This window comes from Ignicoccus hospitalis KIN4/I (assembly GCF_000017945.1).
GTDB lineage: Archaea > Thermoproteota > Thermoprotei_A > Sulfolobales > Ignicoccaceae > Ignicoccus > Ignicoccus hospitalis.
Genome location: NC_009776.1, coordinates 399,209 through 421,161, shown reverse-complemented (window position 1 = coordinate 421,161; position 21,953 = coordinate 399,209). Strand labels below are relative to the sequence as shown.

Below are 21,953 nucleotides of genomic sequence, written 5' to 3'. Positions count from 1 at the left end.
AGCGGGGTGAAAGTGGCTCTGCTGCTCGCGCTCTCCGCCCTCGCGGCCCTCGCCATGACTTGCGTCTCGGAAGACCCGGACTTGAGGAAGGCGTGCGAGGAGGTGGCCCCCAAGGTGGAGGCCTTGTGGGGCAAAGCGAGGGCTAGGGTGGAGCTGCGCCTCGGGGAAGCTAACTACGCCTCGGGAGTCCCCGGGTTGCACGAGTACGCGGTCTCCCTAAGGGAGCTGAACTACTGCACGCTGGCTCACGAGCTAACGCACGTGATAGAAATGGAGAGGGGCGCCTACTGGCCGTTGTGGTTCGCGGAGGGGCTGGCGGAGTTGAGCTGCTACTTGCTCTACCCCGAGCTCTACAAGAGGAGCGGCTACGCGGAGTGGGTGACGAGAGGGTTCGGAGACCTCTCCCCCTACTTCTTCGGCCTCACGGTGCTTTACTACTTGTACGTCAACGGCGAGGACGTGTGGAGCGCGAGGAAGATGAGCCTCTACGAGGCAGCAAAGGTCTTCGCGGAGGCCGTTAGCTCAGGCGTCACCCCCTACGGTGTAGTCCCGGTGCCCCCTCCCTTCGGCGAGGTGGAGCTCGAGGAGGGCTGGGCTTACGGGGGCTCCCCGTCCGGCGAGTACTGGAAGTTCGGCAAGGTCGAGGTCTTCTACGGCCCCGGGAAGGTGAGCTACTTGCCGTTTTTAGCGCTCGTGCTGCCCCCGAGCTGGCTGAGGAAGTGTGGACGCGTTGTAGGGCGGTCGGCGAGGAGAAGGGAGTAGTTTACGTCGAGTGCTCCTACCTCAGGGCGCCTTGGGAGTCCGCTGAGGTGGAGGTGCGAGGGGAGGTCCCCGGGCTGGACGGCAACAAGCTCAAGCTGGGCCTCAAGGGAAAGGTATTATTGAAGGGGAAGGAGGGGGAGAGGGGCAAGTTCGGCGACAAGGAGTTCGTGTTCCAAGTGCCGGAGGTGGGGGCGCTGGGCAAAGTAAACGGGGTAGTGATAATATACATCTTGGGGAAGGGCGAGTACCGCGGCAAGGTCTACGGCCAGAGGGTGGAGGGGCGCAGCGAGGGGGAGGCCACCTTCCCGGTGTTCCCGGTCGGGGGTGCGAAGGCCTCGCTGGAGGTGGGCGGCATATACCTAGAGAAGGAGCTCCCCCATCCCGACGAGCTGAGCGAGCTGGACTTGGACTTCCCATACTCCGTGGTGGAAGTCGGAGAGGCGTTGAAAGTAAAGTTCGAGGCCCCCTTCTACGCCTTGGACGGGGAGAGGCTCGAGGGGGAGAGGGAACTCCCATACGGGACGGTGGCGCTCTACCAAGGGGTCCCGGAGCCCCTTAGGAGGTTCAAGTCGGAGAAGGTCGGCGAGATTTGGTTGGGGAGCGTGGAGAGGGCCTTCAAGGTTAGGGGCGGGGCGGTGGTGCATACCTCTAGGACGACCGTTATAATAAAGGACGGCCGAGTTAGGGACTTAGGTATAAAGACCTCGTGTTACTACGACGACAACTTATACTCTATAGGGGATAAGGCGTTTGTCGACGGGAGGCGCTTGGAGCTCCCGTCCGAGCCCTTCTCGTGCGTCAGGTTCGCGAACAAGGCCATCTTCTCGATCCCCTCCAGGCCGGTGACCAGCACCCTTACCCTGCTCAGCCCGACGGTAATAGTGGCCATAGGCCCCTCCAGCGTCCCTTGGAAGGTCCCGTGGAGCGCCTTCGAGAAGGCCAAGCTCTACGTGGCGGAGGAGGACTACGAGGTGGAGCTGTCCCAAGGGGCATACGCGCTGTACGCCGGCGAGAGGCTCTACGCCTATAACCTCTTCGGGGAGGCGCTAGCGTTCGACCGCGAGCTGAGGAAGGTCTGGAGGAGAGACTCAAACGGAGTTAGGGACTTGGACGAGCTCGGGGACAAGGTAGCGATCAAGACCTTCGCGCCCCCGAGGGTGAGGCTGTACGAGGGGCGCAAGGAGGTCTTGAAGGTCCACACCTCCCGGACGTCGAGCGCTTGCCTGAGCGACCGGGCCCTCTTCGTCTTGGACGGGAACAAGTTGAGGCTCTTCTTGCTCGACAAGGGGTTCTACGAGCTGGTCTCCAAGGTCGAGCCCGGAGAGCTGTGCGCTGCCTCCGGGGACTTGATTGCAGTGATATCTAAAGAGAAAGTAAGCTTCTGGAAGCCCTTAATAAGGTTCGCGTGAGCGCCCGCGAGGGCAGAGCTTGGACAAGAGGGCGCTGCTCGCGCTCGTAGCCGCTTTGGCGGTCGCCGTAGCCGTTTGGGTATTATACCCCAAGCCCCACAACTCGTTGAAGGTCTCCACTACTACCAGCTTGTACGACAGCGGCTTGCTGGGCGCGCTCTCTTCCTACTTTAAGAAGGAAAGCGGGACCGAGCTCCAGTTCTTGGTGGTGGGCAGCGGCCAAGCGCTCAGGCTGGCCAAGGACGGCGCCGTATGTTTAACCTTGGTCCACGCCCCATCATTGGAGAAGAAGTACTCTGACTACCTTACGGACCACATAATATTTGCCTACAACTACTTCGTAATAGTGGGTCCGAAGGACGACCCGGCCGGGATTAGGAATTCGACCGACGCCGTTGAGGCCTTTAAGAAGATATACGAGGCCGGCGAGCGCGGCGAAGCAACATTCGTCAGCAGGGGGGACATGTCGGGCACGAACGTGAAGGAGCTGAGCTTGTGGAAGCTTGCCGGCTTGGACCCCAAGGGCAAGGAGTGGTACAAGTCCACGGGCTCTGGCATGGCCAAGACCCTCATAGTGGCCAACGATTTGAAGGCCTACACCCTCAGCGACATATCGACATTCTTGAAGCTTAAGAAGGAAGGCAAGTTGGACAACTTGGAAATACTCTACAGCAACTCGACGGAGCTGATAAACGTCTACAGCGCCTACCGCGTGAAGGGCTGCAACGACCCCAAGGCGCTCGAGTTCTTAAAGTTCTTGAAGGGAGAGGGCCAAGAGATCATAGCCAGCTACGGGAAGGAAGAGTTCGGCGTCCCCTTGTTCTACCCGGCGGAGGGGAAGGAGGCGTGGCTTTCCCAGATATGGGAGGAGCTGGCGAAGTAGCCGAGCTGGTGGCCCGCTCCCTCTGGATATCCGGCACTGCAGTGGCGCTGGCGTCTTCTTGGTCCATCCCCCTCACCTTTTTGATAGTTAGGTACAAGGCGCTGAGGCCCCTCCTCTCCTTCTTCGAGGGCTTAGTCGGCGTCCCCACGGTGCTGGTGGGCCTCTTCTTGTACGACCTCATATGCCCCAAGTGCCCCCTGGGCTCCTTGGGCTTGCTCTACACCCCCTACGCGGTGGTCCTCGGGGAGGCCCTCCTAGTGACCCCTCTGATAGTGGCGACCTCCCACTCGGCCCTCAACTGGGCCTACCAGAACTACGGGGAGCTGGCCAGGACGTTCGGGGCGGACGAGGTCAAGGCGCTCTTGGCCTCGGCGGCGGAGGTGGTGGAGGAGCTGGCGGGCTCAATTGCTATGGCCTTCTCGCGGGCGGTGGGCGAGCTGGGGGTGGCGCTGATAGTGGGGGGCAACATCGAGGGCTACACTAGGACCTTGAGCACGGCCATAGCTTTGTACGCGCAGATGGGCGAGTACGAGAAGGCCACCGAGCTGGGTTTGATACTGACCTTCTTAAGCGTGGGAACGTCGTTCGTCGTCAAACGGCTCTCTCGAGGAAGGCCCTCCCGCCCTTAACCCTGATCCGGGGCAAGTTCAAGGGCTCGTGGGAGGCGATGACCACCACTTCGGCCTCGTCGAGCGCCTTCAGCGCTACCTCCTTGTTCTCCTCGTCCAAATAGCTCAGTATCTCGTCGACCATTAGGGCCCTAGGCCTCACCGCCAGCGCCCTGCCCAGCGTTACCAGAGCCGCTTGGCCGCTTGAGAGGGAACTAACGTCCTCGTGGAGCAAGTCCTCGATGCCCAACTTCTTGGCCGCCCACAGCGGGTCGCCGGACCCCCTTATCCTCACCCCGAACTCCAAGTTCCTCAAGACCGTTCCCTTCAAGAGCACCGGGGAGGGTGGAACGTAGACCACCTCCCCCCTAGCGTCCTCCTTCCCGAAGGCCACCACCCTCCCCTTAACGGGCTTTATCAAGAAGGACAGAGTCTTCAAGAGGGTGGTCTTCCCGGAGGCGTTGGGCCCGGAGAGCCAGTACTTGCCAGGCCCCAAGACCAAGTTGACGTCCTTCAATACCACCTTGTTTCCGTAGGCAACGGTCACCCCTTCCGCGATCACGCTCACCGCGCGGGCACCCACTCCATGAGCTCCTCCAAGCTCTTAGCCCTCACCACGTAAGCTTTACAGAGCACAGCGTAGAAGACCAGGGGGAGCACGTGGCCGAGGGGCGCGAAGCCGCTCCCGGAGGTCCTTTCGGGATCGGCCGTGACGTCCGCGCACTCCACGACCACTGCGTACTTCCCCTTGGTGCCGGCTAAGTACCTAGCGCTGAAGTCCTCCTCGTCGCACCAGCCAAAGCGCTCGCCCCTCAAGTTCAAGGCGGTCCTCCAGAACTGCGCGTACTTGAGGGCGGTGGAGCACACGTCCTCCGGGTCGTCCGGGGAAAACACGGTAACCTCCTTCTTGATCATGTACTTCTTCGCGTCCCCCATGGAAAGCGTGAGGGCCACGCCGTCTATCGGCTTGAGCAGCAAGGTCTCGTCCAGCAGCTCTGTCTTCACGACGAAGTCCCGTAATACTTGCGGAGGACCCAGAGATATAATGGATCAGGGTTCGCCGAAAGTTGTGGTCGCTTGAGGGTCGCCGAGGGGGTCTTCTTGCTCGCCGGCCCCCCTATAAACGACGAGGGGCAAGCGTTCTTAGTGAAGGCGGAGTGTCCTTTCTTGGTGGACTCCGGGGCCTTCGGTGAGATGGCGCTTCAGAACTTGCTTATGTACGAGGTTAGGCCTGAGGAGCTGGAAGCGTTAATCAACACCCACGCCCACGCGGACCGCGCCGGAGGGGACTGGCTCTTCCACTCCTTAGGGGTGACCGTCGCTGCGGGGGAGAGGGACGCCTACGCGATCCAAAAGGGAGACCCGATATACACGGCCTCGAAGGTTATAGGAGTAGAGTTCAAGCCTTGTCCAGTGGGCTGGGTGCTGAGGGGGGACGCGGAGGTCTGCGGGGCAGAGGTGCTCTGGCTCCCCGGCCACACTGCGGGGAGCCTCGGCGTCTACTACGAGGGCGTCTTGCTCGCCGGCGACCTCCTCGGCCCCTTGAGCAAGGACTGGGGGAGCGACGAGGGGGCCTGGAGGAGGAGCTTGGAGAGGGCCCTCAGCTTGGAGCCCGAGGTGATGTGCGCGAACAACGTATGTTTCTACGGAAGGGAAAAGGTTAAGGCCGTGCTCGAGAAGAGCCTCGAGCTGGGACCCCCTTGGCTCTCTTGACGTAGGGCAGCCTCGGGAACCACCCGTCCCACCCGTCTCCCAAGGCGTCGCACAAGTCCTTGTAGGGGCACTTGCTGCACCACTTGCTCCTCTTGGGAGGGGGCAAGTAGCCCTCGGCCACGAGCTTGAACAGCTCCAAGACCCTTTCGAGCTCCTCCAAGTCCACTTCGAAGGTCCTCTCGCCGTTTCTATACTTTATTATTACTTTCTTGCGCCCTAACAAGGCGGCGTAAATGGAGGCTTGCAAGTAGTCCCCGTACCAAGCGCCGTCCGACGGCCCGTCTCCGCTCTTTATCTCCACCACGGCGTCCTCCTTCACCACGTCAGCCTTCCCGACCACCTCCGTGCCCGCCAGCTCGCCCCTCACCTCCACCTCCGCCTCCTCCTCGAGGGCCTCCAACAAGGCGTGCCAGATCCTCCCCAAGAACATCCTTATCCTCTGGTATAACGTAGTCTCTTTACCTAAGTGCCTCTCGAAGAAGTACAACCTAGGGCAGAAGGCGAAGGTCCTCACGTCGGAGGGCCTCGTGGCGCACCACCTCAGAACAGCGAGAGGGGCTTGGAGAGGGCCAAGAAGTTCCTAATTATCTTCTGGCCGGCGGGCAAGGTGCCTATGCTCTCCGGGTGGAACTGGAGGCCGAAGAGCGGCAGCTCCTCGTGCCTCACCGCCATCACCTCCCCGTCGCTCAGCGAGAGGGCCTCCACCACCAGCCCCTCCCCCAGCTCGTCCACCACCAAGCTGTGGTAGCGCGTGGCGGGGAACCTCTCCGGGAGGCCGAAGAACAGGGGACCTCTGTCCTTCACTACTATTTCGTCCACCACCCCGTGGTAGACCCTCTTTGCCTTCCTCAAGGTACCGCCCAAGGCCACGTTTATTATTTGCATCCCCAAGCATATGCCGAGGATAGGCACTTTGCCTTTGAACTTGTTCACGATCCTTATGCTGGTCTCGAACTTGTCCTTCTGCGCGTAGGGGTTGCCGGGACCGGGGGAGAGGACTATCGCGGAGGGCCTCAACCTCTCAGCCGCCGAGGGCGAGAGCTCCTCCTGGCGCAAGGTGGCCACGGCGAAACCCTCTTCCATTATTATCTGTTCTACGTTGTGCACGAAGCTGTCCCTGTGGTCTACCAAGAGGACTGGCCTCAACGCGCGTTTCCTCCCGGACGGCTTCGGGGGCCCTTAACTCTGGCGCGACCGTTCTTGGCGGTTCAACAGAAGTATTATACAATTGTGAGCTCGAACTAAATAATCAAGGCTCTTTCCACCTTCACCCACATGGGAACATCCTATATTCGAAAGCGCACCATTACTATTCACTCTCTCAAACCCCCTTATATCTTTTCATGGGAACGCTGATGATCATGGAGGGAAGGGCAGAGGAAAAATTTCTCGAATAAAGGGAAAAATCAGAGGAATTGTGAACTCGGGGTAGAACGCAATTCTTTTAAGGGAAAGACCTTGGGGCTTTATATGGAAGGCTTCGGTGAAGTCTCAAGAGAGAATGGAAAGTAACACCAGAAATCCCATGTCGGTCTCAGTATTATCTTTCCATGTGAAGTCTCAAGAGAGAATGGAAAGAGTACGATATCAAGAGTTCAGCTAACCCGAGAACCCCCTTCAGTGAAGTCTCAAGAGAGAATGGAAAGTGTCATCAAAGGGAATGGAAGTTTAACATCGAAGGCGTGAAGTCTCAAGAGAGAATGGAAAGTTACCATCTTCGCTTCTTATGACCACTCCTCCTCCGCATGCGGTGGAGTCTCAAGAGAGAATGGAAAGTACGCGCGATACTGAACTTCGTCAACGTCGAGAAGCTGTGGAGTCTCAAGAGAGAATGGAAAGTGCACTAGCGAGAACGCCTCCTGCGGTATGATGAAGTGGAGTCTCAAAAGAGAATAGAAAGCTCAGCAGCTCCTCAAGTTCCTCAGGAGAGTAGACCCTGCCGTGGAGTCTCAAAAGAGAATAGAAAGAGAACTTCTTGTAAGGCTCTTTTTATTTGTTCTAGGGTTTGTGGAGTCTCAAAAGAGGATAGAAAGGTCATATCGTCGCAGTGGAATATGTATATTTTTGTACATCTGTGGAGTCTCAAAAGAAGATAGAAAGTAGATTCCATTCACTTCGGCCGGGAGGATCGCTGGCCCCTCTATGTGGGGTCTCAAAAGAGGATAGAAAGCTGCCATCGCCGTCACGTTACGTACTCTTTTTTCACCCGTGGAGTCTCAAAAGAGGATAGGAAGAAAAGGAGAGACGACAAGGGCTTCAAGCTCTCCCTCTGAAGTTCCTCCCGGTGCGCGCTGTGGAGTGGTTGAACAAGATCGTCGACGAGATAATAAAGAAAAGGGGCGGTAGGGCCTTCGTAGTGGCGTCGGGGCTCACCACCTCCGGACCGGCCCACTTGGGGACCTTGAGCGAGTTCATCTACCCCTACTCCATAGTCCAAGAGCTCCGCCGGAGGGGCTACGACGCCGAGTTCGTCTTCGTGGCGGACATAATGGACGCTTTCGACGACATCCCCCAAACTCTGAAGGACAAGGAAGAGGAGCTGAAAAAGCACTTGGGCAAGCCCTTGGCGGAGGTGCCGGACCCCTACGGGTGTCACGAGAGCTACGGCGAGCACTTCCTCGCGGAGTTCTTGGAACTCATGGACAAGTTCGGCATAAAGCCGGACGAGGTGTTGAGGGCGAGCGAGCTCTATGCCCAAGGCTGGTACGACGACTACTTGAGGCTCTTCGTGGAGCAGCGCGACAAAGTGAAGAAAATTATGGAGGAGACGGCGATGAGGAAGCTGCCGGACGACTGGTGGGGCTTCGTCAAGCCTATTTGTGAGAAGTGCGGTAGGATAGACAAAACCGTAGTGAAGAAGGTAGAGGGCGACAAGATATATTACAAGTGCGAGGCCTGCGGCCACGAGGGGGCTGTAGAAGTCTCCTCTCACCGCTGGAAGCTCGCTTGGAGGCTCGACTGGCCCTCTAGGCAAGACTTCTTGGGGGTGGACGCGGAGGGCGGAGGGGTAGACCACTTCACCAAGGGAGGCTCGTGGGATACGGCGAAGAGGATCCACAAGGAGGTCTTCGGGAAGGAGCCGCCGGTGGGCTTCCGCTACGGCTTCGTGTTGATGAACGGAAAAAAGATGAGCAAGAGCAAGGGCATAGGCGCCTTACACGAGATAATGGCCCTCCTCCACCCTTCAGTGATAATGTACTTTATACTTAAGCACGATATAAAGGAAAACAAAAACTTCAAGATGGACCCGAGGTTCCTCATGCAGCTCTACGAGGAGTACCGGAGGGTGGCCTTGGGCGAGGACGAGGACCCCAAGAGGAGGAGGGCTTGGGAGCTGAGCGGGGGAAGGGTCTGGAGGGCCGGCTTCGCGGACTTGCTGGTCTACTACCAGATATACCGGGACTGGAAGAAGGTCGGGGAGCTCACCGGAGATCCCCAAGCAGTGAAGGACTTGGCCCCTTACGTGGAGGAGTGGGTCAAGAGGGGCTTCGTGCCCGAGGAGTACGAGGTTACGGTCAAGCAAGGCAAGGTCAGCGACCCTAAGGGCTGCGAGTTCTTGAGGGCGCTCGCGGAGGAGTTAAGGGAAGACATGGACGCGGTGGAAATACACAACAAGGTGTATGAGGTCGCCAAGAAAGTAGGCCTAAGCCCCAAGGATGCCTTCAAGTTCGTCTATAAGGCCTTGCTAGATAAGGAGCGCGGGCCCAGGGCGGGGAGACTCATAAAAGCGATAGGCGTTAGGAAGGCTAAGGAGATGTTCGAGAAAGCTTGCTCCCCTACATAGGCAAGGGGAGGACGCTCCCGAAGCCCAGCTCCGCGAGCTCCCCCACCCCGCGCCAGTAGAGCTCCTCGGGTGAGACCTCTAGCGTCCCCACGACCGCGGAGCCCGGTTTGATTGCGGGGGCGAAGGGCCTCGGGCAGTTCCTCTTCATGTCCCACCCCAGGGGGTGGAGTTCCACCTCGTAACGGGAGAAGAGCCGGACGGGCGCGGCGTCCCTTAATGCTCCCTTCCAGTGGGAGCGCGGGTCGTGGGGGTCCTTGAAGCCCAGTATTATCGGGCTGACCGCCACCACAGTTGCCTTGGCCCCGGGCTCGCCCCACCGCTCTCCCCAGAGCTCCTTCAGCGCCCCCTCCACCGGGTTGGAGGGCTTTCGCCTCACCCTCGCCAAGCCGCCGTCCGAGCCCAGGGCGTAAACGCCCTCCCTAACGCCCCCGCAGCCCTCCTCCTCGAAGAAGAACTCCACGCCACTCATTATTAACCTCTCCCTGACGAAGACGAATGCACTCCTCTTCGTCCTTCTATCCAGCTTGTTTGAGATTATGCTTACCCTCTCAAAGTCAGGGCTCTTCGCGTAATAGTCCATCAAGCCCTCTCCGTCCTCCAGAACCTTCCTCCCCTCTGCCAGGCCCTCCACCTCCTCCTTGAGGCCCTTCTCCCACAGCTCCAGCAAGGCGCTCAAGTTGAAGGGCCTCTCCTCTCCGAAGTAGAGCTGGCTCCTCACCGAGGCGTAAGGGCCCCTGAGGGGCCTGCACGGGAGGCAAGAGGCCAAGGCGGAGAAGCCCAAGGGGAGCTCCTCGGGGGCCTCCGCGCAGCTCGGGTCCTCCGAGTACTTGGTATACGCCAACAGTCCCAGCAGCGTTGTAGTCTTCATGAAGTACGTGGAGCTGACCGACAGCGGGCCCCTCTGGGTCAAGCCGAAGGGGCCGGGCTTCCTGAAGGTTATTCCGGTCAAGGGCTCTACGGATATCACCCTCACTCACCTCGCGGCCTTGTGCCAGTGGAAGCCGAACTCGAGGAGGTGTTCGAGGCCCTCGGCCCCGGCGCCCAAGGCCCTCTTGAGGCGCCCGAGGGCTTCTTTCGCCGCCCCCTCCCCTCCGCTAACTACGTTCCTCTTGAGCACGTACTCTATTAAGGCCTCTAAGGCCTCCGAGCTCCCTCCCGCGGAAGCGTACTTGCCTACGAAGGAGATTAGGTCGTAGTAGTAGTTGTTGCTCAACCCTTTGTAGTTTAGGAACGCCAAGCTCGCTGTAGTGGGTCCGAGGCCCCGCTCCGCTACCTCCTCCTTCCTCGAGGCTCCCAGAGAGTTGGGCGAGGCCACGCCCTCGGCGCCCAGCCGGCCGTAGCTGACGCCCGTCCAGTCCCCCGTCGACCTCAGGGGGGCCTCCAGCCCCTCGGCCTCTTCGTAGACCTTCGCTAAGGGGTCCTTGAAGTGCCTAATGGCTATTCCGTACCTCCTCCCGTAGGCTAGGAGCGCCGGGGCGAAGAAGAGCTCGCTCCGCCGGAAGCCCTTGGGCTCGCCCAAGAGGCCCCAGTGGTTCAAGCGGGTGAGCCACCAGGCCCAGAGCGCGGGGGAGTAGTAATCCTCCTTGACCCTCTTCAAGAGGGTCTCGTCCTTTAGCAGCTTCCCCAGCTCCTCCGGCAGCCCCTTAGGCCCACACCTAGTCCGGGCGGGGACCAAGGCGACCAGCTCTCCCCCGGAGGCGAGCGCGGGCAAGCCGAAGTTCAGCTCTATTAACTTCGCGTCGACCAAGGCTTGGGTCATTAAGGAGTAGGAGAGCTGGGAGAGGTAGGTCGGGGTCACCAGCACCGTCTGCCCAGCTTCCCCTCCGCCCGCCCTCTGCGGCGCCAGCCCTCGGGCGAAGTCCACCACAATTTTTATTATATCGATCGCCAGCTCCAAGTCCTTCCCGCCCTCGGAGCCGGTGCCCTTCTTCACCGCCTCTCTGAAGTATTCCTCCGTCCCGTAGGGGAGCCTCCCCTTCTTGAGGTCGTCCAAGCGGTCCACGGTGGATTTAATAACAGCTAAGTACTTGTTCATCGAATTTATGGCCCGGAGGTCCTCCTTCGTTATTCTGATCACAAAGCCCTCGAGCCCCGCTACCAGCTCCCCCTTCTCCTCCAGCTCCTCCGGCAGCGCCTCCAAGTTGAGCCGGGTCGCCCCCGGAGGTGGCTCGAGCAGCGCCCTCGCTAAGGTCCACACGAGCTCCCTCCCGCGGGCGCCCTTGGCCGAGGCCTTCCCCTTCTCTATTAACCAGCACGCGAGCTCCGGCGCGGCCGCCAAGGTGGAGGTGAGCGCCCTGGGCGCCCTCAACCCCTCGGCCAAGGGGACGTGCTGGGCCAACCTCAAGGCCAAACAGTAGGGGCAGAGGGCCTCGTGGGCCCTAACGAACTTGGTGTCCTTGTCGGTGGGGTTGTGCACGGCGGCCGGCCTGCCGCAAGCGCACAGCGGCCTGTTGCGGACACAGCTCTCGTAAGTCCTCTTCCCCTCCTCCAAGCTCCACCCGTCCACCAGCCTCGGGTCCACGCCGACGTCCTCTGCCCCCTTGACGGCCTCGTGCTTGCTGGTCACGAGCCAGTGGAAGAAGAGCTTCCTCTCCAAGTCCCTCTCCAAGTCGTTCTCGTTTCTTGTATACGGCAACACTTTGTCACTGACCTTTCCTTTAATTACCTTCACCAAGTCCTCCCCCGGCCCTACTCTGACGCGGTACTTCTTGGCCAGCAGCTCCCTCAGCTCGTCCTTTACGCCGCGAATTAGGGACCTCTCCTTTAAGACCTTGTTGAATTCCGTTAAAGCCTTCCGCAAGTCTATTACGGTTACCCTCACCTCGAAGGGGGGCTTGTCCTCAACCCTCTCCAAGACGGCGCCCAGCTCCCCCTCCGCGCCGAACGTCCGGAGCCCCTCCAGCCCGGCCTCCCCCACGGAGTTGAGGCCCTCTAAGAGCTTCTTCACGAAGTCCTCCCACGCCTCCCTTAACCTGGTTTCGAAGTACATCTTTATTATCTTTGTAGAATCAAGCTTCAGATCTTTGGGGTGCTTGTCCTCGAGGTAACTCTTCATGAGCTCTATGGCGCAGCGGGGGAGGAAGAGGGAAACCGCCGGGGGCACTACGGGGTTCTTCACGGAGCCCAAGGGCTTCAAGTACCTCTCGTACTCTTCCTTCAGTTCTGGAATCTTCTCCTGGATCAAGGAGTAATAGAAGGGGTTGTAGCGGGCCGTGGGGAATAGCAATATGTCCGGCCCCACCTCCCAGACCAGCTCCTCCACCAAGCGCCAAGTGATGTTGGACAGCAGCCAGCCCCTGGCCCACCAGTCTCCTGGCCCCCTGCCGCCCTTCAAGAAGCTCCGGGCCTCCGGGATCTCCACCTCAACGAAGAAGCCGTCGAAGTTCTTCTTCGGGTCGTAAATGTTGACCATCATAGCCGTGGCGTAGACGTGGTCGAAGATGGTGTGGGTGGGGAACCTCGAGTCCGCGGGGAGGGGTTGGCCCACCTCAACGTACCACGCGGGCTCCATGAAGGCGTAGAGGGCGTGGTATTTCTTCCTCGTCACCCCCTTTGAGGAATCTTCTACCTTCTCCAAGATACTCTTCAGCGTTATACGGTACCTAGCTATCGCGTCGTCCTTAATCTTCGGCATTTTGACCTTATAACTGAACTCCGGGTCGAAGGGGTTAACCAAGCTCACCTCGTTGAGCCTTCCACGGACCTCCGTTCCCACGGCGGTCCACCGGTCAACGGTGGATGCTAAGCGGTCGTGCTCCTTCACCTCATCCAACGTTTTCACAAATCCCTCTCCGAAGAACTCCTTGGCGGCGTCCTTCGCGCGCTTCTCGTGGCTCTCGTGCTTGTAGAAGCTGGCCCAGACCTTCTCCGGAGGGTCGTGGAGGAGGGCCGCAGCCTTCCTAGCGAAGAGCTCCTCACAAGACAAGGGTCCCTACCCTCTCGAGGACCTAAGCCCCACCACGTCGAACCAGTACACCACGTCGGAAGTGAGGTCCTTGTCCAACGGCTCGAAGACGTTGAAGCCCTTCTGCGACCTGGCCGCTATGCCCCTCCTCATAACGTAAGCTGTAATTAGGACTAGAGCCTTCAAGGGCAGGTTAGGGTCCTCCGCGCCGGAGGAGAGGACCTTCTCCAATATTCCCTTGATGATCTTGCAGCCCCCCTCATCCTTCAAGGAGTCCTTCAGCTTTTGAACGTCCTTTATAACCCCTTCGTCCCTCCTCACCGCTATTATTAGCCTGAAGACCGTGTTCCTAGATATCCCGGCGTATACCACCGGGACGGGCTTGGCCTTCAGCTCGTTATCTACGACCTTTCCGCCTTCGAAGTAGTGGGGAGTGGTGACCAGGGGGTAGAATATGGAGCACTTCCCCGCGCACCCCACCGGGTAGGCGTCCGCGAATATCACCTTAGAGGCTTGCCCTCCCTCTGCGACGCTCTTGCCTAACAAGGGCTCCACCGCCTCTGAAGGGGCGCAGCCCTCCAAGAACGCCCTGACCGCCCCCTTGATGCCGGAGCCGGGGTAGTAGGGCAAGCCCAATATCGGGTCCACGTTGAGCCCGACCTCGAACACGGCCTTGAGGGCCCCGAAGCCTATGCCCACGAGCCCCTCGGTCTTAAGTGCCAAGTCCAAGCGGCCCACTGAGTAGTTCGCCTTCTCGAAGCCCCTTTCCACTGCCTCAGCCAGCTCCTTCGCGAGATTCAAGGCCTCCTCGTAATACTCCTTATCTATTTTGAGGAGCTCGTCCAGCACGGCCCTCTTCAAGACCTTCATGTTCTCCTGCGTGACTCCTTTCAGTACCTCGTCCACGTATTTTTTAATTGCCTTTAGGTCAGCCCTCACCCTTAGCACCCCAGACGGCTCCCGCGTAAGCCGCAGCCAAGTTCTTCAACTCCGAAGAGTATTCTAACAAAAGCCTCTCTAAGACGAGGGCCTCCTTCCGGCCTTCTTGAAGGCCCCTCAGGAAGGTCGCCACCTCGTGTACGAATCGTTCCTCGTCCGACAGTTGCACCTTTATTCCCACGGCTTCGGAGAACGCGAAGAGCGCTGCCAGCAAGGCCCCGGTGAACCACAAGTAGCCCTCTGACTCCTTCTTTCCCGCGTCCTCCTTCAAAGCGTTGAGCGCTTCCGCCTCGCTCCTCATTTTATTCATTATCTCCTTCGCCTTGTCCTCGTCCTCAGCCGTCAAGTATTCCACGAGGAGCCTCAGGGCCTCGTCCGGGTTGTCCTTGTCTATGATTTTGGAGAGGAAGAACGTTACGGAGGGCACCAGCCCTGAGGCGGCCAATAGGGAGGGGTACTGCCTAGCTCTCCGGACGAACCCCTCTAGGTTCTTCTCCTTCATCTCCTCTGAAGCTACGATGGCCCTCCACAGTTCGTTTATCTTTATGATGTGGTCCAACGCCAAGTGCACGGGTGAGAGGCGCTCAGCCCGGCTCATCCCTATCACCTCAAGCCAACGTTATCCTTACCAGCCCCTTGCCGACGGTCTCCTTCCCGCCCAAGACTAACGACTTGGGACCTTCCAAGCCCAAGAGACGTTTCCAGTTACCAACTCCTCCGGAGCGGCAGTACTCGTTCTCCCAGCCCCTATAGGCGAAGGCCCCCGACAAGACGGTCCCGTGGGGCAAGTACTCCTCCGTCCAGAGCCTCCCGCTCGCGGCGGTCTTAGTCTTCCTATCTAGGCTCACTCTGGTGAGCCTGATGAGGGACTTTTCCAGCATCAGCGGCAAGTTCTCCTCGTCCACCAAGTAGGCCTCCCCGCCCCTCTTCTTTAAGAACGGGTGGAGGGAGAGGACCGCCTCGCCCTCAAATTTCACCTTCTTCAAGACGTACGGCTCGGTCCCCACGAATACCCTCTCCTCACCGAGTTCCCTTACCTTCAACGCCTCCTCGGTTAAGCCCACGCTCTCCGCGCGCCCCAACAACAATTCCGAAGTTATGTAAATGAAGCCCTTGTCCAAGGAGGGGAGCGGGACGAGGAGGGGGTAGAAGTCGGCGACCACTATCCTAGAGGCCCCCTTCTCCCCGTCGTCCGGGCCTAAGAGACAGCAGAGCCTCTCGCACTCCTCGTCGTCCTCCCCCGGCTTGGGGCACTCCGCGCAGCCCCTCGAGAGCAAGGCCTCGCTCTTGAGCGCGCCCTTGACAGAGGAGCCGGGGATGAAGGGTATTCCCATAGGGTCCTTAATTATTGGTTGGTCCACCGTCCCCGGGCTCCTCCCGGCGCCTACGTGGACGTGGGTCAAGGCGCTCATGAGGGCTGGGACAAGCTCCTCCGCCACAATGAGTTCCCACCAGTTCTCGTTTTAGTGAGCTATAATTGCCTTCCGACCCCTCAGCAACCGGTGCACTCCTCACCGAAGGGGACCTTCGGTGAGGGGATAAGGGGCTTCATCGAGGAGCGCGCTTGAACGAACGGGATAGGAGGGAAACGATAAACGTGAGAAAAAACGGGAGTTACTTGCAGAGCTCCTTGGCGGGCCTCTCGAGGAACTTCTTGGCCTCCTCCACGTCCTCCGCGGGGGCCTTCTCGTGGCAGAACCACCAGTCGAAGCACTCGTACTTCTGCAACCTCTCCTTCGCCTCCTGCTCGGTGGATGCGGGCGGAACTATCACGTGGTCCTTGACTATCTCGTTGCACGGCCAGTTGGCCGGGGTGGCCCTTCCGAGCTTGTCGGTCACTTGTAGCGCCTTCAGCAGCCTCAGTATCTCGTCTATGTTCCTGCCGACGTTCAGCGGGTAGTAGAGTATCGCCCTAACCTTCCCTTCGGGGTCAACTATGAACACCGCCCTTACAGTCACTACGCCGCCCTCGGGGTGGAGCATCCCTAGCTTGGTGGCCACTTGGCCCAGCGGGTCGGCGATTATCGGGAACGGTATCTCGACGTTGAGCTTCTCCTTTATCCACTCCTTCCACTTGATGTGGCTGAAGCTGTTGTCCACGCTGAGGCCCAGCAGCTCGGTGTTGAGCTTCTTGAAGTCCTCGTACCTCTTCGCGAACGCTACGAACTCGGTGGTACATACCGGCGTGAAGTCGGCGGGGTGGCTGAAGATCACCAGCCACTTACCCTTGTAGTCGTCGGGGAGCTTCTTGGGGCCGTGGTCGGTGTGAACCACCATCTCCGGAAGCTTCTCGCCTATCAGGGGGATCTGTCCCGGCATGGCTCTCTTCCGTGAGGTTCTGGGAACGGTTGCATAAAAAGTCAGGATGTTCGGCTTACGACGCCCTAAGGCCCCCGACCTCAAAAGGCCCGGAGAGGCGTTCGACGACAGTTCAGTTCGGAATTCCTAACTCACTCTATCCAGCGCTTCACCTTTACCTTGTACTCGGGGAACTGGGAGGCCCAGAAGCGCTCCTCCTCCTCGTCCATCCTCCCGGGGTAGCAGTGCTCCTTGCACCACCCCTCGTCGCGGGGCTCGGTCAGCGGGGGACCGACCAAGGGGTTGACCACCACCCTCGCCTTCTCTGGGTCAAACTTGTAAACTATTCTTTTTACGACGTCAACGTGTTTACTCGTCAAGCCCTTGGCTACCGGAACCCTTATTTCGACCGGCTTGCCGCTCTTGGCCAGCTCGTCAGTACACCTCTCGAAGGTCTCCCAGACGGCCCCGGCCTTCCCGTCGAGGCCGGAGAGGGCGGGGAAGGGTACCTTCACGTCGAACGCCACGTGGTCGGCCAAGCGTATCAGTTCCAAGGCTTGCTTGGTGGTGCAGTTGGTGTTGAGAGAGAATGGGACGCCATTAGACTTACTCAAGCTAGATATCTTCTTCACCAGCTCGGGCTGTAAGGTGGGCTCGCCGCCGGTCAAGTGGACGTAGTCGACGAACTCTCTGCTCTCCATTAGGTCGTTCAAGAACCTCTCCTCGAGGAACGGGGCACAGTCCATCCACTCCGCTTGCCTCCAGTTGTGGCAGAACGGGCACTTCAAGTTACAGCCGCAAGCCCACACTGTGAACGTAATTGCTCCTTGGACGTCCACCAGCGAGAAGGGCTTCCACCCCCCTACGAGCAACTCCATACCTTCGTACCCGGAGGGAAGATTAGGACGCGAACCCCCAATATCTCAGTGGGCGTGTTATAACAGTTTCACGGGAGGGGGAGGAGCTTGAGCAACGGCGCTCCTCCCACCGCTAGTCCCACCAATATGTTGACGTCGAGGCTCCTCCTAGCCGCCCCTACGACGTCCTTCCTCGCCTCCCCGAAGAGCTCGAAGAGCAATGCCAAGCCCGCGGCGGTGAGGGCTGCGGAGGCCGCGTTCAGTGAGTAGAGCTTCACCGACCATATAGCCAGCCAAGCGAAGGCGAGGGCGCAAGCCTTCGACACGCGCAAGGCCCTCTCCACTCCGAAGTCCGCCGGGAGGCTGTGGAGCCCCTCTTTCCTGTCGAACTCCACGTCCAAGACCGCGTACAAGACGTCGAAGGAGGCAACCCAACAAGCGACCGCCGCTACGTAAGCCCAAGGGACGGAGAGGAGGGCGTGGAGCAAGCTGGGCGCGTCGCCAGAAACGGCTATCGCTCCCCCGACCACCGCGCCCCCCAGGACGCTCCCGAGCCAGAAGTGAGCTATCGGGTACTTTCTCTTTATGTAAGGGTAAACGTAGGCCATTATGGGGAATATCGGGCTGAGGAGGAGGGCGTACACGTTCAACAAGTACGCGGAAACGAAGTATATAAATAAGGAGACGAGGGCGAGGGCCCACGCCTCCCTAACGCTCACCCTCCCGCTGGGCAAGGGTCTCTTCGCGGTCCTCGGGTTCTTCGCGTCTATCTCCATGTCCACTATATTGTTAACCGCCAGGGCGAAGCTCCTTATCCCGAAGAGGGCCGTGAATACGAGCACCGCCTCCTTTAAGGTCGGCGGCCTCACGAGTACCGCTCCGGAGTAGGCGAAGGGGAGGCTGAAGAGAGTATGTTCTATTCTGATGAGCTCCGCGAAGGCCTTAAGCTTCTCCTTAACCTTTGACCACCAAGACGGGCCTGTCGCTGAGCCTTATCACCTTGTCAGAAACGCTACCTATTAAGAGCTTCTTTATTCCGCTGTACCCGTGGGCCCCCATTATTATATATTTCACGTTTTTAGACTTTGCCACCTCTACGATCTTCTCCGCGACGCTCCCGGCCTCCACAAGCCCCTCCGCCTCTACCCCCTCCTTCCTCAGCGCCTCCACCGCCTCGTTTACCACTTCCTTAGCCTTGTTCAATGCTATTTCAGCGACCTCGCCGGTGTAATCGGGGAAGACCTCGGTGAGGGCGTTGGTGTCTACGACGTAGAGGACGTAGACCTTGCCCTTTAGCTCTTTAGCCAGCCACGCCGCCTCCTCCAGAGCCTTCTTCGCCGGGGACGAGCCGTCGTAGGCCAACAAGAAGTCTACCAAGCCCGCTTACCCGCAATCCTTACAACACTAGAGAATTTAAGTGTAGGAGAGAAAGTACAGCTTGCGAGGAGAGTGAGGGATGAGTAGGAGGGCCTTGATACTGAAGTTGTTGGCGCCGTACTTAGTAGTGTACTTCGGCATGGCATTGCTCTTCGGAGCCTTCAAGGGACTCGCCGGCGCCCCGCTCTTCGGAGGCCTCTCGGTGGGCTTGGCCTACGCGCTCCTAATGTTCCCGATAACTTGGGGCGTGGTAGCGTATTACGCGCTCAAGGCCGGGGGCGAGGAGTGATGTTCTCCGTAGTAGCTCTCATAATGGTTATAATCGTTGCCATAGTTACCATGGGCATCGCGTGGTGGAGCTACCGGAGGGTTAGGAGCGTCCAAGACTTCTACGCCGCCGGACGCTCCGTGCCTTGGATACTCATAGCGTGGGCCTTGACCTCTAACTACTTGAGCGCGGCCTCCTTCTTGGGCGTCGCCGGGGGGATAAGCAACTTCGGGCTGGATAGGGTCTGGGACCCCATAGGATACTTCGCCGGGTGGGTCTTGGTCTTACTCGTGGCAGCGGAATACATTAGGAAGGTAGGAAAGTTCACAGTCGCTGACATCTTGACCGAGAGGTTCTCCGGCGCCCCGGAGCTCAGGGCGCTAGCGATGATAGCCACGGTGATCATCTCGGTATTCTACATGATTCCCCAAATGATAGGCGCCGGCTCCCTCATGAGCTTGTTGCTAGACTGGCCCTACCACGTAGCAGTAGTCGTGGTGGGTGCTATAGTAGTCCTCGTGGTGATGTTGGGAGGTATAAGGTCCACCTTGTACAGCCAAGTGTTCCAAGCGCTGGTGTTGTGGTTCTCCATGTTGCTAATATTCGCGGCCTACATGGTCGCCTTCGGTGGCCCTTCGAACTTGCTGGAGAGCTCTTGGAAGGTCCCCCCGCCGGCCTTAGCTAAGAAGTACTTCGAGCCCAAAGAGATAGACGTAAACCAGATCACCTTTAGGACCGCCCTCCAAGAGAGCTTGAAGGCCGCGGAGGAAGTCTTGCAAAAGAACCCCGAACTGCCGAGGCTCCCCCAGCCGGGCGCGTTCGCGAGGGACGTGTGGAACCAGTTCAGCCTCGCCTTGGGAATAATAATGGGCACCGTGGGCCTGCCGCACGTGCTGGTCTACTTCTACACCGTCCCCAAGCCCTCCGACGCCCGGAAGGGTACGGTAGGGGCGATATTCAACATAGGCCTCTTCTACTTGTTCTCTATATTCGTGGGCTTCGCCGCCGGCACGGCGCTCTTCTACGTAATCACTAACTGGCTGGTTACCGGTTACGTGCCGTGGGCGAAGAACATGCCTGTGGTCATGAGCGGAAAGCTACTGGGCGGGGAGCTCTTGATGGGACTGGCGGCGGCCGGCGCCTTCGCTGCGATACTCTCCACCGTGGGCGGGCTAATGGTTGCCGCCACGAACAGCGTCGCCTACGACTTGTACGCTAACATAGTGAGGAAGGGGAAGGCCAGCGAGGAGGAGCAGCTGTTCGTCGCGAGGTTGGTGGCCTTGGGAGTGGGGGCGGTAGCGATAGTGGGCGGCCTCCTCCTGAAGGGCTTCGACGTCTCCTACCTAGTGGTGTTGGCCTTCGGAATAGCTGCCAGCTCGTTCGCGACCACGCTCATAATGAACTTGTGGTGGGACAAGTTCACTAGGAGCGGCGCGGTGGCGTCGATGCTGGTTGGCCTCTTGACGTCGGTCCTCTTCGTGCTGCTGAGGCTTTCGGGCACCAAGGCCTTAGGCCCTATACCGGTGCTCGTACAACCCGCGCTGTACAGCGTGCCGGCGTCCTTCATAGCCGGCATCGTAGTGAGCAAGTTAACTTCCGACACGGGCAGCGAGGAGTTCTTGAAGAAGCTGCACTCGTGATAATTTATACTCGTTCCCCCGCGTCCCGTTTTTGGGTAACGAGCGTTGGCGTTCGGCCTGGCCTCCCAGTTAGGTTACGACAGAGCGATAACCGTGTTCTCGCCCGAGGGCAAGCTCTACCAAGTGGAGTACGCCTTCGAGGCCGTCAAGAGGGGCTGGAGCACCATAGGCGCTAAGTGTAAGGAGGGCGTCGTCGTAGCTGCCTCCAAGAAGAAGGTGCAGACTCTGGTGGACTTCGACAAGCTTGAGAAGATACACTTCATCGACGATCACATAGTTACCAGCTTCGCCGGCTTGGCCGCCGACGGGAGGGTGTTGGTGGACGTGGCCAGGAGGGCGGCCCTCAACTACCGCTTCCTCTACGACGAGCCCGCCCCGGTGGAGTACGTCACCAAGGCAGTCAGCGACCTGAAGCAAGTGTACACCCAGCACGGGGGAGTGAGGCCCTTCGGGGTTTCCTTGATAATAGCCGGCGTGGACGACGAGCCCCAAGTGTTTATGACGGAGCCCTCGGGACAGTACATGAGCTACAAGGCGGTGGCCATAGGCCAGAACCACCACATCCTCATGGAATTCTTGGAAGCTAACTATAAGTACGATCTGAGCTTGGACGAGTTGGTAAAACTGGTGCTCAAGGCGTTCCTACAAGTGTCGGAGAGCGAGAAGGACCCGGAGCTTTACGAAGTTGCAGTGGTCCCGGTGGACACCAAGACCGCGAGGAAGCTCACCGTGGAGGAGGTAGCAAAACACCTAGAGGAGCTCTGAAGTCTTAGCATCCAGCCACTTCTTTATCCATTTGACCACCTCCCTCAAGTTCCTCGCGTTGTCGAACCTCTCCAAAGCCTCCTCCGCCTCCCTCTCGCTCATAGCCTTTACGAACTTCGTTATGTTCGGTATTGCCCTAATCACGTTGTCAACTATAGTTATGTCGGCAGTTAGGGAGGTCCTCGAGAAAGGGTTCAAGTCTATTGCAATTACCTTCTTCCCGTTCCTCTTCAACGCTTCCGTGCGGTCCCCGTCCTCCAAGCTCACCAACACCACGTCAGCAGAGGCTATGCCCTTGGAGCTCACCCTCCTCCTCTCGGAGCTAAGCCCCGGCAGCTCTTGGTCGGGCCTCCACAAGACCTCCTCCGCCCCGTGGGCCTTGAGGAGCTCAGCTATCCTCTTGGCCCTCTCCTCGGACCTATAGAACAAGTTGACCTCGAGGGGGGCGTTTAGGGCCTTGCTGAGCTCCACCAACTCCCCGGGGACCAAGGCGGCCGCGTTCCCGTTGACGCTTATGACCGGCTTGCGCGCCAGCTTGAGCAGCGCCGCTGCTGCCTTTTCGGCCTCCAAGGCCGGGGGGATGGTCTGCTCGCCCAGTATGTAATCGAAGGCCTCTCCCCTCCCGTGCGCTATCAAGCCTTGCGCGACCACTACCCCTTCCTTGAACTTCTCGACCAGCCTCTCCCTATACATTAGGGAAAGGAACCTGGGGTGGTCGGGGGGCACGAAGCTCAAGGCGACACCCA

General features: G+C 59.2%; 22 protein-coding genes and 1 pseudogene. 9 read left to right on the top strand and 14 right to left on the bottom strand.

What is annotated here, in order from left to right; all coding sequences use genetic code 11:
* The first annotated feature begins 6 nt into the window (after window positions 1-6).
* Genes IGNI_RS02455 through IGNI_RS02440 form a run of 4 tightly spaced genes read left to right on the top strand, consistent with a single transcriptional unit; the run spans window position 7 to window position 3,683 of the window.
* Window positions 7-762, top strand: coding sequence for a hypothetical protein (locus tag IGNI_RS02455; RefSeq protein WP_011998509.1), 756 nt, complete (start codon window positions 7-9; stop codon window positions 760-762).
* Window positions 720-2,171 carry a hypothetical protein gene (locus tag IGNI_RS02450; protein ID WP_052569958.1) on the top strand — a complete coding sequence of 484 codons (1,452 nt, stop codon included), beginning with the start codon at window positions 720-722 and terminating at the stop codon, window positions 2,169-2,171. Before IGNI_RS02455 ends, IGNI_RS02450 begins: the two co-directional genes overlap by 43 nt.
* 19 nt (window positions 2,172-2,190) lie before the next feature.
* Window positions 2,191-3,054 carry an ABC transporter substrate-binding protein gene (locus IGNI_RS02445; protein ID WP_011998507.1) on the top strand — a complete coding sequence of 288 codons (864 nt, stop codon included), beginning with the start codon at window positions 2,191-2,193 and terminating at the stop codon, window positions 3,052-3,054.
* On the top strand, window positions 3,018-3,683 hold the full coding sequence (locus tag IGNI_RS02440; protein ID WP_238374097.1) for an ABC transporter permease: 666 nt from the start codon (window positions 3,018-3,020) through the stop codon (window positions 3,681-3,683). Before IGNI_RS02445 ends, IGNI_RS02440 begins: the two co-directional genes overlap by 37 nt.
* Here IGNI_RS02440 and IGNI_RS02435 read toward each other — a convergent pair.
* A complete protein-coding gene (locus IGNI_RS02435) occupies window positions 3,646-4,230 on the bottom strand; it encodes an ABC transporter ATP-binding protein (protein WP_011998505.1) in 585 nt (194 codons plus the stop codon). The genes IGNI_RS02440 and IGNI_RS02435 overlap by 38 nt on opposite strands.
* Window positions 4,227-4,667, bottom strand: a complete 441-nt coding sequence (locus IGNI_RS02430) for a hypothetical protein (protein WP_011998504.1) — start codon at window positions 4,665-4,667, stop codon at window positions 4,227-4,229. Before IGNI_RS02430 ends, IGNI_RS02435 begins: the two co-directional genes overlap by 4 nt.
* Before the next feature lie 72 nt (window positions 4,668-4,739).
* Between IGNI_RS02430 and IGNI_RS02425 the strand changes: the two genes are divergently transcribed.
* The gene (locus IGNI_RS02425; RefSeq protein ID WP_052569956.1) at window positions 4,740-5,375 is read left to right on the top strand and encodes an MBL fold metallo-hydrolase; all 636 of its coding nucleotides are present in this window, start codon (window positions 4,740-4,742) and stop codon (window positions 5,373-5,375) included.
* On the opposite strand, the gene cas4 is transcribed toward IGNI_RS02425, so the two are convergent.
* Together cas4 and IGNI_RS02415 are read right to left on the bottom strand one after the other, a co-directional pair.
* A complete protein-coding gene (gene cas4, locus IGNI_RS02420) occupies window positions 5,323-5,889 on the bottom strand; it encodes a CRISPR-associated protein Cas4 (RefSeq protein WP_011998502.1) in 567 nt (188 codons plus the stop codon). The genes IGNI_RS02425 and cas4 overlap by 53 nt on opposite strands.
* A 26-nt stretch (window positions 5,890-5,915) precedes the next feature.
* Complete coding sequence (locus IGNI_RS02415) at window positions 5,916-6,521, bottom strand: anthranilate synthase component II (RefSeq protein WP_011998501.1); 606 nt, start codon at window positions 6,519-6,521, stop codon at window positions 5,916-5,918.
* Window positions 6,522-7,668: 1,147 nt separating this feature from the next.
* Here IGNI_RS02415 and lysS point away from each other — a divergent pair.
* On the top strand, window positions 7,669-9,159 hold the full coding sequence (lysS, locus tag IGNI_RS02410; RefSeq protein ID WP_011998500.1) for a lysine--tRNA ligase: 1,491 nt from the start codon (window positions 7,669-7,671) through the stop codon (window positions 9,157-9,159).
* Here lysS and IGNI_RS02405 read toward each other — a convergent pair.
* From IGNI_RS02405 to IGNI_RS02365, 9 genes and pseudogenes are all read right to left on the bottom strand, one after another.
* Window positions 9,152-10,126 (bottom strand): hypothetical protein, encoded by a 975-nt coding sequence (locus IGNI_RS02405; RefSeq protein WP_011998499.1) that lies wholly within the window; start codon window positions 10,124-10,126, stop codon window positions 9,152-9,154. The two genes, lysS and IGNI_RS02405, sit on opposite strands and share 8 nt — an antisense overlap.
* 6 nt (window positions 10,127-10,132) lie before the next feature.
* On the bottom strand, window positions 10,133-13,084 hold the full coding sequence (locus tag IGNI_RS02400) for a type III-B CRISPR-associated protein Cas10/Cmr2 (protein WP_011998498.1): 2,952 nt from the start codon (window positions 13,082-13,084) through the stop codon (window positions 10,133-10,135).
* 6 nt (window positions 13,085-13,090) lie between these two features.
* Window positions 13,091-14,011, bottom strand: coding sequence for an RAMP superfamily CRISPR-associated protein (locus IGNI_RS02395; protein ID WP_011998497.1), 921 nt, complete (start codon window positions 14,009-14,011; stop codon window positions 13,091-13,093).
* Window positions 13,992-14,600 (bottom strand): type III-B CRISPR module-associated protein Cmr5, encoded by a 609-nt coding sequence (locus IGNI_RS02390; protein ID WP_011998496.1) that lies wholly within the window; start codon window positions 14,598-14,600, stop codon window positions 13,992-13,994. The genes IGNI_RS02395 and IGNI_RS02390 overlap by 20 nt, the downstream gene beginning before the upstream one ends.
* Window positions 14,601-14,610: 10 nt before the next feature.
* Window positions 14,611-15,441 (bottom strand): type III-B CRISPR module RAMP protein Cmr4, encoded by an 831-nt coding sequence (gene cmr4 / locus IGNI_RS02385; RefSeq protein ID WP_011998495.1) that lies wholly within the window; start codon window positions 15,439-15,441, stop codon window positions 14,611-14,613.
* A gap of 175 nt (window positions 15,442-15,616) precedes the next feature.
* Window positions 15,617-16,321: a peroxiredoxin gene (locus IGNI_RS02380; protein ID WP_011998494.1), complete on the bottom strand. Its 705-nt coding sequence runs from the start codon at window positions 16,319-16,321 to the stop codon at window positions 15,617-15,619.
* Between the two features lie 131 nt (window positions 16,322-16,452).
* Window positions 16,453-17,178 (bottom strand): anaerobic ribonucleoside-triphosphate reductase activating protein, encoded by a 726-nt coding sequence (locus IGNI_RS02375; RefSeq protein ID WP_011998493.1) that lies wholly within the window; start codon window positions 17,176-17,178, stop codon window positions 16,453-16,455.
* A gap of 68 nt (window positions 17,179-17,246) precedes the next feature.
* A pseudogene (locus IGNI_RS02370) lies at window positions 17,247-18,095 on the bottom strand (UbiA-like polyprenyltransferase); the annotation flags it as partial.
* 16 nt (window positions 18,096-18,111) lie between these two features.
* Entirely contained in the window at window positions 18,112-18,534 is a 423-nt protein-coding gene (locus tag IGNI_RS02365) for a universal stress protein (protein WP_011998491.1), read from the bottom strand.
* A 79-nt stretch (window positions 18,535-18,613) separates the two neighbouring features.
* Between IGNI_RS02365 and IGNI_RS02360 the strand changes: the two genes are divergently transcribed.
* The 3 genes from IGNI_RS02360 to psmA are packed head-to-tail and all read left to right on the top strand — an operon-like array spanning window position 18,614 to window position 21,207.
* Window positions 18,614-18,823 (top strand): DUF485 domain-containing protein, encoded by a 210-nt coding sequence (locus tag IGNI_RS02360; RefSeq protein WP_011998490.1) that lies wholly within the window; start codon window positions 18,614-18,616, stop codon window positions 18,821-18,823.
* The gene (locus tag IGNI_RS02355; RefSeq protein WP_011998489.1) at window positions 18,823-20,442 is read left to right on the top strand and encodes a sodium/solute symporter; all 1,620 of its coding nucleotides are present in this window, start codon (window positions 18,823-18,825) and stop codon (window positions 20,440-20,442) included. The genes IGNI_RS02360 and IGNI_RS02355 overlap by 1 nt, the downstream gene beginning before the upstream one ends.
* Before the next feature lie 45 nt (window positions 20,443-20,487).
* On the top strand, window positions 20,488-21,207 hold the full coding sequence (gene psmA, locus IGNI_RS02350; RefSeq protein ID WP_011998488.1) for an archaeal proteasome endopeptidase complex subunit alpha: 720 nt from the start codon (window positions 20,488-20,490) through the stop codon (window positions 21,205-21,207).
* Here psmA and IGNI_RS02345 read toward each other — a convergent pair.
* Window positions 21,193-21,942 (bottom strand): 4-phosphopantoate--beta-alanine ligase, encoded by a 750-nt coding sequence (locus IGNI_RS02345; RefSeq protein WP_011998487.1) that lies wholly within the window; start codon window positions 21,940-21,942, stop codon window positions 21,193-21,195. The genes psmA and IGNI_RS02345 overlap by 15 nt on opposite strands.
* Window positions 21,943-21,953: the final 11 nt, after the last annotated feature.